Source organism: Rhodoferax lithotrophicus (assembly GCF_019973615.1).
GTDB lineage: Bacteria > Pseudomonadota > Gammaproteobacteria > Burkholderiales > Burkholderiaceae_C > Rhodoferax > Rhodoferax lithotrophicus.
On record NZ_AP024238.1, the window covers coordinates 2,137,905 to 2,153,291 of the forward strand.

Sequence of the window (15,387 nt, forward strand, 5' to 3'; positions counted from 1 at the left end):
CGTCTTTCAGCCCTTAAAGCACAAAAAACCAGGAGATTCCAACATGTCTGCGACCCCCGAAGCCATCGAAGTCAAACCCCTCACGTTTCGTCGTTTTAAAGACGGTGAATCCAAAGTCAAAACCTGGCAGGCGCAAATTTTTGATGCCGGGCACTCTCACAAATGCCCGACTTACATTCAAAGCACGCCCCCATGCCAAGGCAGTTGCCCGGCCGGTGAGGATATTCGCGGCTATCTGAACATTGTTCGCGGGGTTGAAAAACCACCCGCAGGCATGGTCTGGCAAGAATACGCCTTTCGCCGCCTGACCGAAGCCAACCCATTTCCTTCCGTGATGGGCCGTGTCTGCCCTGCACCGTGTGAATCGGGCTGCAACCGCAACCAGGTGGAAGACTTTGTCGGCATCAACTCGGTGGAGCACTTTCTGGGTGACTACGCCATCAAGAACAAGCTGGCGTTCAAGAAGCCGGAACAACTCAGTGGCAAAACTGTGGCCGTGATTGGTGGTGGCCCCGCCGGTATGTCGGCTGCGTACCAACTCGCCTTGAAAGGCCACTCGGTCACCATTTTTGACGAGCGGGCCGAATTGGGCGGCATGATGCGCTACGGTATTCCCGGTTTCCGCACACCACGGGATGTGCTGGACGCTGAAATTGCGCGTATTCTGGATCTGGGTGTAGTGGCCCGCATGAATTGCCGCATTGGTACCGACATCACCATGGCGCAGATTCGTGAGGATTTTGATGCCGTGTTTTTGGGCTTGGGAGCTCAGGCGGGCCGCGCCTTGGCTGTGGAGGGGGCGGATGCGCCGAACTGCGTCACAGCCACTTCATTCCTGAAAGCGTTCAACGATGGCCGCCTGCGCCATGTGGGCAAACGGGTGGTGGTGATTGGCGGCGGCGACACCTCGATTGACGTGGCCACGGTGGCACGTCGCTTGGGCCATATCGACAAGGTAAATGAGTCAGATCGCCCTGAGCATGCGATTGCCGGCCATGTGGCGCATGACGTGGCTGAGGCCTCGGTTCGTCAAGGTGCAGAGGTCACTTTGACCACGGTTTTTGCCATTGACAAGATGCAAGCCTCCAAACACGAGGTCGAGCACGCCTTGTCTGAAGGCATCACCATCCGGGGCGGTATGGCTCCTGTGGCGGTGATCCGGGGTGAAGATGGCCGTGCGGTGGCTTTGCGCATCATGCGCTGCGAAGCCAAGATGGTGGGGGGCCGCCTGGAGATCAAAAACGTGGAGGGCACTGAAGAAGACATTCCGGCCGATCTGATCGTATCTGCCATTGGCCAAACCGTGGACTTTACCGGTCTTGAAGAATTCAACAACGGCAAAGGTGCCATCAACTCTGACAAGAATTACCAGGTGCAAGGGCAAGCCGGTTTCTTTGTCGGTGGTGATGTGGTTCGCCCCCATTTGCTGACCACCGCCATTGGTCATGGGGCCATTGCGGCCGATGGCATTGACCGCTTTCTGCACAGCGAGGCACTGGAAAAACGCCCCAAGATTGATGTGCATGCGTTTGACCTCAAGCGCAAGATGCTGGAGAAAGGTTTGACGTTCACCGAGGTGCATGAGCCCACCCGTGGTACGGACAAGAGCACGGCGGCCATTCACAACTATGACAATCGCTCAGACCGCTATGTGATCTCCCACAAAGAGCTGTTTCTGGGGCATTTCCCCTTTGCCCCGCGCAATAAACGCGGCATTGTGTCCTTGACGGCACAAGAGGCACTGAACAATTTTGATGAGCGTCTGCAACCCTTGCTGGAGTCACAGGCCCAGGCAGAGGCCAAACGCTGCATGAGTTGTGGTCAGTGTTTTGAGTGTGACAACTGCGTGGTGTATTGCCCGCAAACGGCGGTGTTCAAAGTGCCCAAGGCCAAAGCTACCACCGGGCGTTATGTGGACACCGACTACAGCAAATGTATTGGCTGCCACATTTGCGCGGATGTCTGCCCAACCGGCTACATCCAGATGGGCTTGGGGGACTGACCCATGCTTGGGATGACATGCGCTCGATGGTGGCAGGCAGCCTGTGTCGGGCTTGTTTTGACGGCCAGCATGATCGCTGCGGCCCAGGGTGCTGCCGCATCGGCTGGTAAGCCTCAAGGACTGCAACCTCTGATTGAAAAGGCCAGGGGAGGGCAGTGTGTGGAAGACGCGGCTTTCATGCGGCGTAACCACATGAAGCTGCTGAAACACCAGCGCGACGACACCTTGCGTGGCGGTGTGCGCACAGGCAAATACTCGCTCAAAGCCTGTGTGTCATGCCATGCCAGCCAGAGCACCCAAAGTGTCAATGCGTCGGCTGGTGATTTTTGCCAGAGTTGCCATACGTATGCGGCCGTCAAGATCGATTGTTTTGAGTGCCATGCCAACAAACCGGCGGTGAAAGAGGTGCCATCCGGCTTGGCGCAACAGCCTGCGGGCGTGGGTCAAGCCCAGATTGCACAAATGCAGCAGATGCTGGTTCAGGAAAAGGCCAAGCCATGAGTCATGATCAAAACACACGGAGTGCCCTTGTGCCAAGTCGGCGTGGCTTTTTGGGCGTTGCTGCGGCTGGTTTGGCGGGTGTGATGCTGGCTCCTGGCGTTCGCCTGATAGAAATTGCCCAGGCCGCGCCACTCACTGCCGCAACCGGTGCCAGCAGACAGGTGCGCTGGGGCATGTTGATTGACAGCAGCAAATGCGCCAGCGGATGCACCGCCTGTGTCACCGCTTGCAACACTGAAAACGGCCTGTCAGGTGGCAAGCTACCCACCGATTCGCAGTGGATTCGCAAGATCGAGATCAAGGAAATTCGCACCGGCAAGACCCAGTCGCTGCCGATGATGTGCCAGCATTGTGCCGAGCCCCCCTGTGTGGATGTGTGCCCCACCGGAGCCTCATTCAAACGGGCCGACGGTATTGTGCTGGTGGACAAGCACATATGTATTGGTTGCCGCTACTGCGTGATGGCCTGCCCCTACAAGGCTCGCTCGTTTGTGCATGAGCCCCTGCATGACCAAAAGGCCGATGTGCCACGGGGTATGGGCACGGTGGAAGGCTGCACCCTGTGTGTGCACAAGGTGGATCGCGGTGAAATGCCCGCCTGTGTCACCGCGTGTGCCGAAGCAGAGCACGGCGCCATTCTGTTTGGTGACCTGAACAACCCTGAGAGCGACATTGCCAAACGTGTGGCCAGCTACCCGTCACGGCAAATCCGGGAAGACCTCAACTTGAACACCGGCGTGCGGTACAGCGGCATTTGAAGAAAGACCTTGGCCATGAAATTTGTTTTGCGCCCTTTGAAAGACACCGGTTTTGGCTTCAATGCCTTGCTGGCTGGTTTTGGTTTCATGCTGCTGCTGGGCCTGGGCGCCGTGGGCTACATGGAGCACCACGGCCACATCGTGACCGGCATGAGCAACCAGGTGGTTTGGGGCTTGCCGCATGTGTTTGCCGTGTTTCTGGTGGTGGCGGCATCGGGGGCACTGAATGTGGCCTCGATGGCCTCGGTGTTTGGCAAGACCGAATTCAAACCTTTGGCCCCGCTGTCTGGAGTGTTGGCGATGGCCTTGCTGGTTGGCGGTTTGATGGTGTTGATGCTCGATTTGGGGCGGCCAGACCGCTTGATCGTGACCCTGACCCATATGAATTTCAAGTCAATTTTTGCCATGAATATCTTTTTGTATTCTGGCTTTGTGGGCTTTGTGGTGGCCTATTTGTGGACCATGCTGGAGCGGCGCATGAACCACTTCACGCCATTGGCTGGTTTTTTCGCCTTTGTCTGGCGCATGGCCCTCACCACCGGCACCGGTTCGATTTTTGGTTTTCTGGTGGCCCGCCAGGCTTATGACTCGGCCTTGCTGGCCCCGCTGTTCATTGCCATTTCTCTGAGCTACGGTCTGGCCGTGTTCATCTGGGTACTCATACTGGCTTGCCACGCCGGGGATCGGCCTTTGGGCGATGCCTTGGTAGCCCGTTTGGCACGTTTGCAGGTGATTTTTATTGCTGCCGGGTTTTACTTTGTGCTGGTTTACCACCTGACCAACCTGTACTTCACCAAACACCACGACTTTGAGCGCTTCATCTTGCTTGAAGGTGGCATCTACACCACCCTGTTCTGGTTGGGGCAAATGGTGTTGGGCTGTGTGGTGCCGCTGGTGATGTTGCTGCACCCCCAGATTGGGGCCTTGCGTGGCCGGGTGGCGGCCAGTGCTGGCTTGGTGATGTTGGGGGGCTTGGCGCAAATGTATGTCACCATCATTGGTGGTCAGGCGTTTGGTTTGGTGCTGTTCCCCGGCTACCAGGTGAGCAGCAGTTTCTTTGATGGTGTCACGGCCAACTATGCTTCCAGCCTGCCGGAATGGTTGCTGGGCTTGAGTGGTGTGGCCGCCACCGGGCTGATGGTGATGCTGGCGCTCAAGGTCATCGGCTTTTTGCCGGAGCGACTGGATGATGCGGCGTTTGCCCCGCACAGTGCAGCACATTCAGCCCATTCTGCCGCCTGAGTGAGGGGCCGCCATGTCACGCTTTCTGGTTTCTGCTGCCCACAAGTCTTCTGGCAAAACGACGATCAGCATTGGCTTGTGTGCGGCCTTGACAGCCCAGGGGCTGAGCGTGCAAGCCTTCAAAAAAGGGCCGGACTACATTGACCCGATGTGGCTGGCCCAGGCCAGCGGACGGCCTTGCTTCAATCTGGATCCGTATCTGACCAGCGCCGAGCAGATCACGGCGAGTTTTACCCGCCATGCTGCGCTGGCAGACATCAGTCTGGTGGAAGGCAACAAAGGCTTGTACGACGGCCTGGCCCTGGATGGCAGCAACAGCAATGCAGCACTGGCCCAGTTGTTGGACTTGCCGGTGGTGCTGGTGCTCGACGCACGCGGCATGACACGCGGTATTGCTCCGCTGATCTTGGGTTACCAGGCTTTTGACAAGCGCATCCGTATTGCCGGTGTCATCCTGAACCAGCTCGGCGGCAGCCGCCACGAAGCCAAATTGCGCGCGGTGATTGAGCATTACACCGATGTCAGCGTCTTGGGCGCCATTGCCCATGACCCGCAACTGGCCTTGGTTGAGCGTCATTTGGGTTTGATGCCGAACCAGGAAACCGACGATGCCGCGCAGCATGTGTGCACCATTGGTCAGCGTGTGGCCGAGCAAGTGGATTTGGCCCGCATCGTGCAATTGGCGCAGAGTGTCGCCCCCTTGGCTACACCCACAGCGGCATCACCTGCTTTGCCGTTGTCAGAGGGCAAACGCAGCCCGGCCCTGCGTGTGGGCATAGTGCAAGACAAGGCGTTTGGTTTTTACTACCCGGACGATTTGCTGGCTCTGCAAGCAGCCGGTGCCGAGCTGGTGCCGATCAATGCCTTGCAAGACGCGCAATTGCCAGAGGTCGATGGCTTGTTCATTGGCGGTGGTTTCCCTGAAGTCTTCATGACCGAGTTACAAACCAACCAGGCCATGCGCCAGGCGATTCGGCAAGCGATTGAAGCTGGCCTGCCGGTCTATGCCGAGTGCGGCGGGCTGATGTACCTGGCCCGTACCCTGCGCTGGAAAGACACCGTGGCTGACATGGTGGGAGCCTTGCCGGTGGATGTGCTGATGCACGAGCGTCCGGTTGGGCGTGGTTATGTTCGCTTGCAAACCACCGCCGATGCCCCCTGGGTGGAAGCAGGCAGTGCACCAGCGCACACGCTGCAAGGCCACGAGTTTCACTATTCCAGCCTGGAAAACATTCCGCCCGATGCCAAGTTTGCCTACAAGGTGTTGCGTGGTTATGGCATTGATGGCCAGCAGGATGGCCTGGTGTACCGCAATGTGCTGGCTTCTTATGCGCATCTTCGCGGTGGTGCAGGGTCTGAATGGGCCGGGCAGTTTGTCAACTTTGTTCGAAAAATCAAAATGTCAAATTCATCGCATTCATCCATTGGTGAACGCACTGTATTGGTCAACGGTCAACCGATTGCCACGGATTCCGAGGGTTATCTGAAAAACCTGGACGACTGGAGTGAGGACTTTGTCCGCGTTCAGGCAGAAGCCGAAAACCTGACCCTGACCGAAGCCCATTGGCAAGTGATTGCGTATTTGCGTGCCTATTTTGAAGAGCACCGGGTGCAAGCCCAGGTGCGCGCCATGATCTGGCACTTTGCCCAAATCTGGGGAACTGAGTTGGGCAACAACCACCACTTACATACGCTGTTCCCCGTGGGGGGGCCGCAAAAGCAAGGTAATCGCCTGGCTGGTCTGCTCAAGACCAAAGGCGAACATTAATGGATCAACAGGAGTTCACCCTATGTTTAATTTAACCCCTGCTGCGGCTGCGCAAATCCAGCAAGCGGCTCAAGCCAGCGGTGCTGTGGAAATGGCCTTGCGGATTGCGGCCAAAAAAGATGCCGACGGTGAATTGCACTACGGCATGGGCTTCGATGACCCGCAAGATGAAGACATGAAGCTCGATCTGGAAGGTGTGGCCGTGGTCATCAACGACGAATCCCAGGTGCTGTTGTTGGACACTGTGCTGGATTTTGTTGAGTTGAATCCGGGCGAATTCAACTTTGTCTTCATTCCCAGCAGCCATCCTGCCTGTGGCAGCCAGGGTGTCACCACCGGGGGCTGTGGCAGTGGTGGCTGTGGCAGCTGCAGCAGCAAAGGAGCAACCCATTGAAAGCTGATGTCAAACACCTGCCCTCCGAAGGGGGCCGCGTTTACCTGGTGGGCGCGGGCCCGGGTGACCCTGAGTTGCTGACGCTGCGGGCGGTACGCCTGCTGCAAAAAGCCGATGTCATCGTCTATGACAACCTGGTGTCGCCGGGCGTGCTTGAGTTTGTGTCGCCGGCGGCTGAGCGCATTTATGCGGGCAAACGGCGCAATGAACACACCTTGCGCCAGGAACAGATCAACGCGTTGATTGTTAAATTGGCCCGCGAGGGCAAACAAGTGGTGCGTCTCAAAGGGGGTGACCCGTTCATTTTTGGCCGGGGTGGTGAAGAAATGCAAACGCTGGCTGCCTCTGGTGTGGCCTTTGAGGTGGTGCCAGGGGTGACGGCAGCTTCAGGGGTGTCAAGCTATTCAGGTATTCCGCTGACGCACCGTGACTACGCGCAATGCTGCATGTTTGTCACCGGCCATCTGAAAGACGGCACGGCGGATCTGGACTGGCCCAGCCTGGTCAGGTTGAATCAAACCGTGGTGATTTACATGGGCCTGGGCGGTTTGCCCGAAATCTGCCGCCAGTTGGTGGCCCATGGTGCGTCGCCGGATTTGCCCATTGCCGTGGTGCAAGACGGCAGCCTGCCCACCCAGAAGGTGGTCACCGGCACTTTGGCCAATATGGCTGAGCGCGTGGCCCAAGCCAAGCTGAAATCACCTTGCCTGACCATCATTGGTGAAGTGGTCAAGCTGCACCAGGAGCTGGCCTGGTTTCATCCTGACGCGCAGGTCGTTGCCTTGGTTTAAAAATTTATAAAAATTTAGCCTCTAGCGCTTGATCAGTAAGCGCTGGATGCTATTGAAGTTGTAGCTGTGTTGAATGGATTGCGTTGGAGTAGGCCGTTGATCTGCCTTGAGGTTTATAAGATTTTGGCCTCTAGCCCTTGTCAATCAAGCGCAAGCAGCTATAAAACTTATAGCCCCATCCGTGTGCTCAAGACAAATGGTTTTTGGGTTTGTCCGGCGAGCTGCGGTATTCAAACGAGAACACTGCGGCTTCCACCCGTGAGCGCAGGTTGAGCTTGTCCATGATGTGGCGCACATGCAGTTTGACGGTGTTGTGGCTGATGTCCAGCGCTTTGGCAATCACCTTGTTGCTTTGGCCGCTGGCCACATGGTCGAGCACCTGGCGTTCGCGCTCGGTCAGGGTGGCGACCAGGTCACCCATGGCGGAGCCTTTGGGGCCGGTTTGCAGAATTTGGGCAAACTTCAGCATCATGGCCGAGGCCACCACCATTTCACCCCGGGCTGCGCGAGCAATGGCATCAATCACTTCTTCGGGCTCCATGTCTTTGAGCAGGTAGCCTTTGACGCCAGCACGCAGGGCGGCCGACATGTCGTCTTCGCTGTCGCTCATGGTCAGGATGACCACCGGCGTGTCACAGCCTTCAGCGCGAATCATGCGCAGCACACTCAGGCCATCGGTTTGGGCCAGGCGTAAATCAAGCACCAGCAAATCGGGTTGGTGCTCGCGCAACAGCGGCACCACCAGATCTGGGTTGCCGGTGGCGGTGACCACTGACATGCCCCCGCGATGTTCCAGAAGTTCGGTCAAACCACTGCGGCACAGGGAGTGGTCATCCACCAGCATGATGCGGGTTGGCTGGGTCATGACATCACCTTGGCTGAAGGAGTCTGGTGGGGAATTCGCAGGCGCACGCGGGTTCCCACGCTGTCTTTGCTGCCAACTTCCAACCGGCCACCGAGCCGATGGGCCCGGCTTTGCATGATGTCCAGTCCAAAATGAGTCGAAGGAACCAAGGGCCGGGCAGACGTGACGATGGTGGCTACAGAAGGCTCATCCATGCCCAGACCATCATCTTCAATGAGGAATTCAAGGTGTTGAGGTGTTGAGCTGATCACCACCACGGCATGGCGCGCCATGGAGTGTTTGGCGATGTTGGCCAAGGCTTCCTGGATGATGTAGAACACCTGCACCTCTTGTTCATCACTCAGATTCAGGTTGGGCACGGTGTTGCGAATTTCCAGGGCGATGGCGTTTTTGCTAAAGAAACTGTCCGAGATCGTTCCCAGCGCATGCAAGAGGCCCAGTGGGTCCATCCGTGTACGAAAGTAGGTCATGATCTCACGCAGGTTGTCGTGTACTTCTGTGACAGCGGTTCTCAAATCAGCCAGGTATTTCAGTGCATGGGGCTCATCGTGTGCCACGATGGCATCACTGAGCAGTGGCAGGCGCATACGCGCATAGGCCAAGGTCTGCGCCAGTGCATCATGCATTTCATTGACCATTTCCTGACGCTCTTTCAAGACGGTCACTCTCAGCCGTTCGCGTTCAATACGCGCGTTGTGCAGCGTCAAACCGAGCAACTGTCCGACCAGTCTCAGCAGGGTCTGGATAGGGACATCGACAGGTCGGTTGCTATCAAAAAACAGGTTGTAAATCCCCAGAATGGCTTGCCCATGGGGCAATGAGATGGCCAGCATGCTCTTGCATTGCAGCCCAAAATAGCGGGTTCTGCCGTGCTGGGCACAGCCAGACAAATCATCCACCCAGGTCAGTACATCGGAGCTGGCTGAACTGCCGCACACGCCACACTGGCGATCCACCAGACGCTCGGTTTGCACCACATCGTCGGGCAAGCCCTGTTGAGCGACCAGACGCATGGATTTGCCGTCGTCTGTCAGCACCCGTACAGCACCGCCTTGCGCACCGGCCAAGGGAATGATCGAGTTTAAAAAGCGGCCCAATAAGGCTTCTAAATCTTCAGGCTTGGCCAGGTTGCAGGCCAGCATGCTGGCCACCAGTTCAGATTCAAAAGAGGATTGGTTGGGCAGGGCGGCAGGGTGGGTGGTTACGACAGTCATACGGTGAATCGATTTGCTTCATCGTAAGACATTACGAAAGACTTATGTATTGGGAAAACCCGAGGTTTGACAACATATTTTGAAGATGCTACCCATTTGGGCTACTTCCAATCACCCTTGTCGGTGATAGACGCACGGTGAGTCCTTGCTTGTAATAGGGTCACTTTGCAAGTTCTGTATGGACACAATTCGTTGGTACAACTTGCAGCTTCCCGTATGTTGACTGATCCAGTGAAATAAAAGCACCCACCGCATGTCTGCCACACCGATTCACGACCCCTTGAGCCCGCCGCTGGCCGATGCCACCGTTGAGACGCGCACCACTACCTGCTACATGTGCGCTTGCCGCTGCGGCATCCGCGTGCATCTGCGCAACGGTGAGGTGCGCTACATCGAAGGCAACCCCGATCACCCGTTGAACCAAGGCGTGATTTGCGCCAAAGGCTCTTCGGGCATCATGAAGCAGTATTCGCCTGCGCGTTTGACCAAACCCTTGCTGCGCAAACCCGGCAGTGAACGTGGTGACGGGCAATTTGAAGAAATTGAGTGGGATGCCGCTTTTGCCATGCTGGAAGAGCGGCTCAAACACCTGCGTGCCACCGACCCCAAAAAGTTTGCCCTGTTCACCGGGCGCGACCAGATGCAGGCGTTGACCGGCCTGTTTGCCCGCCAGTTCGGTACACCCAATTACGCTGCTCACGGTGGTTTTTGCTCGGTCAACATGGCTGCGGGCATGATCTACACCATTGGTGGCTCGTTCTGGGAATTTGGTGGCCCCGATCTGGAGCGGGCCAAGCTGTTCGTGATGATTGGCACGGCCGAAGACCACCACTCCAACCCGATGAAGCGCGAGCTCTCCAAGTTCAAACGCGGGGGAGGGCGCTTTGTCTCGATCAACCCGGTGCGTACTGGTTACTCGGCCATTGCGGACGAATGGATTCCGATCAAGCCGGGCACTGATGGGGCCTTGTTTCTGGCCCTGATCCACGAACTGATCAAGCTCGGCCTGTACGACCGCGAGTTTTTGGCCCGCTACACCAATGCCGGTCAACTGGTCAACCAGGACTGCAGCAGCGACGAGTTCGGCATGTTTCTGCGCAAGCCTGACAGCGACATTGCCAATCCATTACGCCCGGCCAATTTCCATTGGTGGGATCGCCATACCGACCAAGCCGTGGCCGACCATGCCGAGGGGGCGGACCCGGCACTGCTGGGGCATTTCAAAATGCCCGATGGCACAGCCGCAGTACCCGCCTTCCAGTTGCTGGAAGAGCGTGTCAAACCCTACACGCCTGAATGGGCCGAAGACATTACCGGTATTCCTGCCGACACCATTCGCCGCCTGGCCCACGAGATGGGCATCACCGCACGCGACCAAAAGATCGAGCTGCCAATTGCCTGGACGGATTGCTGGGGCAAGCGTCACCAAACTGTCACCGGCAACCCGGTGGCCTTTCATGCCATGCGCGGCCTGGCGGCACACTCCAACGGCTTTCAAACGATTCGTTCGCTGTCGATTTTGATGTCGCTGCTGGGCACGATTGACCGGCCCGGTGGTTTTCGTCACAAAGCGCCTTACCCGCGTGCCGTGCCGCCCAATGCGCGTCCGCCCAAAGGGCCGCAAGCCGTCAAACCCAATACTCCGCTGGACGGCGCACCGCTGGGCTGGCCGGAAAGCCCGGACGATTTGTTTGTGGACGACCAGGGCCAACCGGTGCGTATTGACAAAGGCTTTTCTTGGGAACACCCGCTGTCAGCCCACGGCCTGATGCAAAACGTGATCACCAACGCCTGGCGCGGTGACCCGTACCCGATTGACACCTTGCTGATCTTCATGGCCAACATGGCGTGGAACTCCACCATGAACACCTCTGAGGTGCGCCACATGCTCAACGACAAGCATGTGGATGGTGACAAGGCGGGCGAATACAAGATTCCTTTCCTGGTGGTGTGTGATGCGTTCCAGTCAGAGATGACCGCGTTTGCCGACCTGATCTTGCCCGACACCACTTACCTGGAGCGGCACGACACCATGTCGATGCTGGACCGGCCGATTTCAGAATTCGACGGGCCGGTGGACTCGGTGCGGATTCCGGTGGTGGCCCCCAAGGGCCAATGCAAGCCGTTTCAAGAGGTGGTGGTGGAGCTGGCCAGCCGGCTCAAGTTGCCCGCCTTTACCCACCCGGATGGCACACGCAAGTTCAAGGGCTACACCGACTTCATCGTCAACTACGAAACCGCACCCGGCTCGGGCATTGGCTTTTTGGCCGGTTGGCGCGGCAAGGGTGGCGAAAAATCCATGCGCGGCGAGCCCAACCCGAAGCAATGGGAAATGTACGAAAAGAACAACTGTGTTTTTCACTACCACATTCCGCCCGAGCACCAGTACATGCGCAACTGGAACCTGGGTTACATGGAGTGGGCGCAAAAAGTGGGCATCCGGCGCGACAAAGACCCGGTGATCATTCACATTTACTCTGAATTTCTGCAAGGCTTTCGCCGTGCCGCACAGGGCAAACGGGTCGGCAAGCAGCCACCAGACAATTTGCGCAAACGGGTTGAAACCTATTTTGACCCGCTGCCGTTTCACTACGCGCCGCTCGAAGAGCAGGCCACCGACATCGCCAAATACCCGCTCAACGCCATCACCCAGCGACCCATGGCGATGTACCACTCATGGGACTCGCAAAACGCCTGGCTGCGTCAAATCCACACGCACAACTACCTGATGGTCAACCCCAAAACCGCCCAGGCCCAAGGCATTGCCGATGGCGGCTGGATGTGGGTGGAATCGCAATGGGGCAAGGTGCGCTGCATGTGCCGTTACTCTGAGGCAGTGGAGCCCGGCACGGTCTGGACCTGGAACGCCATTGGCAAATCCAGTGGGGCCTGGAACCTGACCCCGGATGCCAATGAGTCCCAACGCGGCTTTTTGCTCAACCACCTGATCTCTGAAGAGCTGCCCTTGAACTCCAGCGGAGCCAAGGTCTCCAACTCTGACCCGATCACCGGCCAGGCCGCTTGGTACGACGTGCGGGTGCGCATTTACAAGGCGGCCGAGGGCGAGCCTGAGCAAACTTTTCCACAATTCAAAACGGTGTCGGCAGCGCCGGGCATGCAGCAGATGCTGCCACGCTGGCAAGCCTATTTTGCAGGCAAGGGAGCCAAAAAATGACGCAATTGGCTTTGGTGATTGACCTCAATGTGTGCGTGGGTTGCCATGCGTGTGTGACCAGTTGCAAGCAATGGAACACCTCGGGCACAGCCGGTTCCCTGACCGATCTGAACCCCTATGGTGCAGACCCCAACGGCACGTTTTTCAACCGGGTGCAAACTTTTGAGGTGGGGGAGTTTCCCAATACCCAAACGGTACACTTCCCCAAATCGTGCTTGCACTGTGAAGACCCGCCTTGTGTGCCTGTATGTCCCACCGGGGCGAGCTACAAACGCGCCGAAGACGGCATTGTGCTGGTGGATTACGACAAATGTATTGGCTGCAAGTACTGCACTTGGGCCTGCCCCTATGGTGCACGGGAGTTTGATGAAGAGCGCAAGGTTATGACCAAGTGCACGCTGTGTGTGGATCGTGTCACCGATACCAAGTTGCCGGAGCCTGAGCGCAAACCTTCCTGTGTCCTGGCTTGTCCGGCCAATGCACGTTTGTTTGGTGATGTGCATGACCCCGAATCGGTGGTTTCCAAAGCCATTGCCGAGCGGGGGGGGTACCAGCTTATGCCTGAATGGGGAACCCGCCCCTCCAACCACTACCTGCCACGGCGCAAGACGGAAATGCGCATTCACCCTGAAGACCTGAAACGTGTGGACAACCCACTGAAGCTCGACGGAAAACAACCCGAATACGCCCACCGCGAACCGGGTCGTGAAGACTTTGCTACCTGAAACTGAACCAGACTCACTATGCAACCTGCTTTTTCTGTAATTTTTTTGACCACGCTGATCGGTGCTGCCCAAGGGCTTTTCCTGACACTTTATGCCACGGAAATCAGTGGATGGGGGGCGCTTTCTGCTGCTGAACTTCAGCCATTTTTGGCCAAGGCCACACTGGTGGCGCTGTTGTTCACCGGTTTGGGCTTGCTGGCCTCGTTTTTTCACCTGGGACACCCGGAGCGCGCCTGGCGCTCAGCCGCCATGTGGCGCACCTCCTGGTTGTCGCGTGAAGTGATTGCCTTGCCGCTGTTCATGGCGGGGCTGACTGTTTATGGCGCTGCACATGGGTTGGGTTTGGGTGCCACGCGCTGGATAGGGGCTGTGACGGTGTTGCTTTGTCTGGGCCTGTTTGTGGCCACCGGCATGATCTACGCCTCCATACGGTTTTTGCAGGAATGGGCCAGTCCGTTGACGCTGGTGAATTACATTCTGCTGGGTTGTGCGTCAGGGTTGACCCTGGCGACTTTGCTGGCCGCAGGCCTGGGCATGAGCATGCTGGTCACGCCGTATGCCCTGGCGGCGGCCGTGTGTACCGCCCTGGCCTGGGTCACGCGCAGTGCGTCGCTGCTGCGTAATGCCCGGCTCAAGCCCAAATCCACGTTGCAAAGCGCCATTGGCATCAAACACCCACGCATTGTTCAAAAGTCACAAGGGTTTATGGGGGGATCATTCAACACACGTGAGTTCTTCCATGGTCGCACGGCACAGATGTTGCGTTCGGTCAAGTGGGCGTTTTTGCTGATGGTTTTCCCGCTGCCTTTGCTGGGCTTGGCGATGGGTGTCAGTGCCGCCTCAACAGTGCTACTGATCATGACTTTTGTCATTCAGTATATGGGGCTGTTGGCCGAGCGCTGGTTCTTTTTTGCGCAGGCCAATCATCCGCAAAACCTGTATTACCAGACCATTTCTTAATGAAATTTCCTATGCTCAAGCAGCCTTTACTCTTGTTCTTGTTATGGATGGCACGCTTGTACCGGAAGTTGTTTATTGCGTCAGCTTTTCTGCTGCTGACGATGCCTGCACATGCCGCTGACAGCGCCGGGCCTCTCTCCAACATGCCGTGGTGGTTTTGGTCACTGGCGCTTTTTGTCACCTGTTTTTTGATTGGACTTGTGGCTGTGCCTGCGGGTATTGGTGGTGGTACTTTGTTTGTGCCCATCATTGGCGGGTTTTTCCCTTTCCACCTGGACTTTGTCCGTGGTGCTGGTTTGTTGGTGGCATTGGCAAGTGCCTTGGCTGCTGGGCCGATGTTGTTGCGTGGCGGGCTATCCAGTTTGCGGCTGACCCTGCCATTGGCGTTGATGGCCAGTATCAGCTCCATCTTTGGTGCCATGTTGGGGCTGGCACTGCCGCCAGCAGCCATTCAGACAACGTTGGGGTTGATGGTGCTGGGTATCGTCACACTCATGCTGGTGTCAAAAAAATCAGAGTTTCCACAAGTGGCTCAGCCTGATCGGTTGTCCCTGGCGCTTGGTATTCATGGCATCTTTACGGATGGAGCTTCTGGACAGGTTAATCAGTGGCAGGTACACCGAACCCCTCTGGGACTGTTGCTTTTTTTGGGCATTGGGTTACTGGGTGGCATGTTTGGTATTGGTGCAGGCTGGGCAAACGTACCCGTGCTCAACTTGTTGATGGGGGTACCACTGAAGGTGGCCGCCGGTACCTCTGGACTCATACTTTCTCTGGCAAGCTCTTCGGCGAGTTGGTACTACCTGAACGAAGGTGCGGTGCTTCCCATGATCGCCGTTCCCTCTGTCATCGGGATGATGCTGGGCGCACGCCTTGGGGCGCAGTTGCTGAATGTGCTGAATGGTTCGGTCATTCGCAAGATGGTGATTGGCCTTTTGCTGTTTGCTGGCCTGCGTGCCTTGTTCAAAGGTTTGGGTGTGTGGAATTAAGGG

At 57.2% G+C, this 15,387-nt stretch carries 13 protein-coding genes; 11 read left to right on the forward strand and 2 right to left on the reverse strand.

Features of this window, described 5'->3' with window-relative positions:
- Positions 1 to 43 precede the first annotated feature (43 nt).
- From LDN84_RS09970 to cobA, 7 genes are read left to right on the forward strand one after another with little or no spacing between them, the layout of a single operon-like run.
- Positions 44 to 2,002 carry an NAD(P)-binding protein gene (locus LDN84_RS09970; protein ID WP_223911964.1) on the forward strand — a complete coding sequence of 653 codons (1,959 nt, stop codon included), beginning with the start codon at positions 44 to 46 and terminating at the stop codon, positions 2,000 to 2,002.
- Positions 2,003 to 2,014: 12 nt separating this feature from the next.
- The gene (locus LDN84_RS09975; protein ID WP_223911967.1) at positions 2,015 to 2,503 is read left to right on the forward strand and encodes a hypothetical protein; all 489 of its coding nucleotides are present in this window, start codon (positions 2,015 to 2,017) and stop codon (positions 2,501 to 2,503) included.
- Entirely contained in the window at positions 2,500 to 3,261 is a 762-nt protein-coding gene (dsrO, locus tag LDN84_RS09980) for a sulfate reduction electron transfer complex DsrMKJOP subunit DsrO (protein ID WP_223911970.1), read from the forward strand. Before LDN84_RS09975 ends, dsrO begins: the two co-directional genes overlap by 4 nt.
- 15 nt (positions 3,262 to 3,276) lie before the next feature.
- Positions 3,277 to 4,503, forward strand: coding sequence for an NrfD/PsrC family molybdoenzyme membrane anchor subunit (gene nrfD / locus LDN84_RS09985; protein WP_223911973.1), 1,227 nt, complete (start codon positions 3,277 to 3,279; stop codon positions 4,501 to 4,503).
- Between the two features lie 13 nt (positions 4,504 to 4,516).
- The gene (locus LDN84_RS09990; RefSeq protein ID WP_223911976.1) at positions 4,517 to 6,271 is read left to right on the forward strand and encodes a cobyrinic acid a,c-diamide synthase CobB; all 1,755 of its coding nucleotides are present in this window, start codon (positions 4,517 to 4,519) and stop codon (positions 6,269 to 6,271) included.
- 22 nt (positions 6,272 to 6,293) lie between these two features.
- Positions 6,294 to 6,665 carry an iron-sulfur cluster biosynthesis family protein gene (locus LDN84_RS09995; protein ID WP_223911979.1) on the forward strand — a complete coding sequence of 124 codons (372 nt, stop codon included), beginning with the start codon at positions 6,294 to 6,296 and terminating at the stop codon, positions 6,663 to 6,665.
- Positions 6,662 to 7,456, forward strand: coding sequence for a uroporphyrinogen-III C-methyltransferase (gene cobA / locus LDN84_RS10000; protein ID WP_223911982.1), 795 nt, complete (start codon positions 6,662 to 6,664; stop codon positions 7,454 to 7,456). Before LDN84_RS09995 ends, cobA begins: the two co-directional genes overlap by 4 nt.
- Positions 7,457 to 7,643: 187 nt before the next feature.
- Here cobA and LDN84_RS10005 read toward each other — a convergent pair whose 3' ends face one another.
- Complete coding sequence (locus tag LDN84_RS10005) at positions 7,644 to 8,321, reverse strand: response regulator (RefSeq protein ID WP_223911984.1); 678 nt, start codon at positions 8,319 to 8,321, stop codon at positions 7,644 to 7,646.
- Positions 8,318 to 9,535, reverse strand: a complete 1,218-nt coding sequence (locus tag LDN84_RS10010) for a GAF domain-containing sensor histidine kinase (RefSeq protein ID WP_223911987.1) — start codon at positions 9,533 to 9,535, stop codon at positions 8,318 to 8,320. The genes LDN84_RS10005 and LDN84_RS10010 overlap by 4 nt, the downstream gene beginning before the upstream one ends.
- A 253-nt stretch (positions 9,536 to 9,788) precedes the next feature.
- Here LDN84_RS10010 and LDN84_RS10015 point away from each other — a divergent pair, with 253 nt between their 5' ends.
- From LDN84_RS10015 to LDN84_RS10030, 4 genes are read left to right on the forward strand one after another with little or no spacing between them, the layout of a single operon-like run.
- Positions 9,789 to 12,710: a molybdopterin oxidoreductase family protein gene (locus LDN84_RS10015; RefSeq protein WP_223911990.1), complete on the forward strand. Its 2,922-nt coding sequence runs from the start codon at positions 9,789 to 9,791 to the stop codon at positions 12,708 to 12,710.
- Positions 12,707 to 13,435, forward strand: a complete 729-nt coding sequence (gene soeB / locus LDN84_RS10020) for a sulfite dehydrogenase subunit SoeB (protein WP_223911993.1) — start codon at positions 12,707 to 12,709, stop codon at positions 13,433 to 13,435. Before LDN84_RS10015 ends, soeB begins: the two co-directional genes overlap by 4 nt.
- A gap of 18 nt (positions 13,436 to 13,453) precedes the next feature.
- Positions 13,454 to 14,395, forward strand: a complete 942-nt coding sequence (locus LDN84_RS10025; protein WP_223911996.1) for a dimethyl sulfoxide reductase anchor subunit family protein — start codon at positions 13,454 to 13,456, stop codon at positions 14,393 to 14,395.
- Positions 14,395 to 15,384 (forward strand): sulfite exporter TauE/SafE family protein, encoded by a 990-nt coding sequence (locus LDN84_RS10030; RefSeq protein WP_223911999.1) that lies wholly within the window; start codon positions 14,395 to 14,397, stop codon positions 15,382 to 15,384. The genes LDN84_RS10025 and LDN84_RS10030 overlap by 1 nt, the downstream gene beginning before the upstream one ends.
- Positions 15,385 to 15,387: the final 3 nt, after the last annotated feature.

Bases quoted from the DNA above. Each gene is read 5' to 3' on its own strand.
- LDN84_RS09970 (WP_223911964.1), top strand. From the start codon at position 44: ATGTCTGCGACCCCCGAAGCCATCGAAGTCAAACCCCTCACGTTTCGT.
- LDN84_RS09975 (WP_223911967.1), top strand. From the start codon at position 2,015: ATGACATGCGCTCGATGGTGGCAGGCAGCCTGTGTCGGGCTTGTTTTG.
- dsrO (WP_223911970.1), top strand. From the start codon at position 2,500: ATGAGTCATGATCAAAACACACGGAGTGCCCTTGTGCCAAGTCGGCGT.
- nrfD (WP_223911973.1), top strand. From the start codon at position 3,277: ATGAAATTTGTTTTGCGCCCTTTGAAAGACACCGGTTTTGGCTTCAAT.
- LDN84_RS09990 (WP_223911976.1), top strand. From the start codon at position 4,517: ATGTCACGCTTTCTGGTTTCTGCTGCCCACAAGTCTTCTGGCAAAACG.
- LDN84_RS09995 (WP_223911979.1), top strand. From the start codon at position 6,294: ATGTTTAATTTAACCCCTGCTGCGGCTGCGCAAATCCAGCAAGCGGCT.
- LDN84_RS10005 (WP_223911984.1), bottom strand. From the start codon at position 8,321: ATGACCCAGCCAACCCGCATCATGCTGGTGGATGACCACTCCCTGTGC.
- LDN84_RS10010 (WP_223911987.1), bottom strand. From the start codon at position 9,535: ATGACTGTCGTAACCACCCACCCTGCCGCCCTGCCCAACCAATCCTCT.
- LDN84_RS10015 (WP_223911990.1), top strand. From the start codon at position 9,789: ATGTCTGCCACACCGATTCACGACCCCTTGAGCCCGCCGCTGGCCGAT.
- soeB (WP_223911993.1), top strand. From the start codon at position 12,707: ATGACGCAATTGGCTTTGGTGATTGACCTCAATGTGTGCGTGGGTTGC.
- LDN84_RS10025 (WP_223911996.1), top strand. From the start codon at position 13,454: ATGCAACCTGCTTTTTCTGTAATTTTTTTGACCACGCTGATCGGTGCT.
- LDN84_RS10030 (WP_223911999.1), top strand. From the start codon at position 14,395: ATGAAATTTCCTATGCTCAAGCAGCCTTTACTCTTGTTCTTGTTATGG.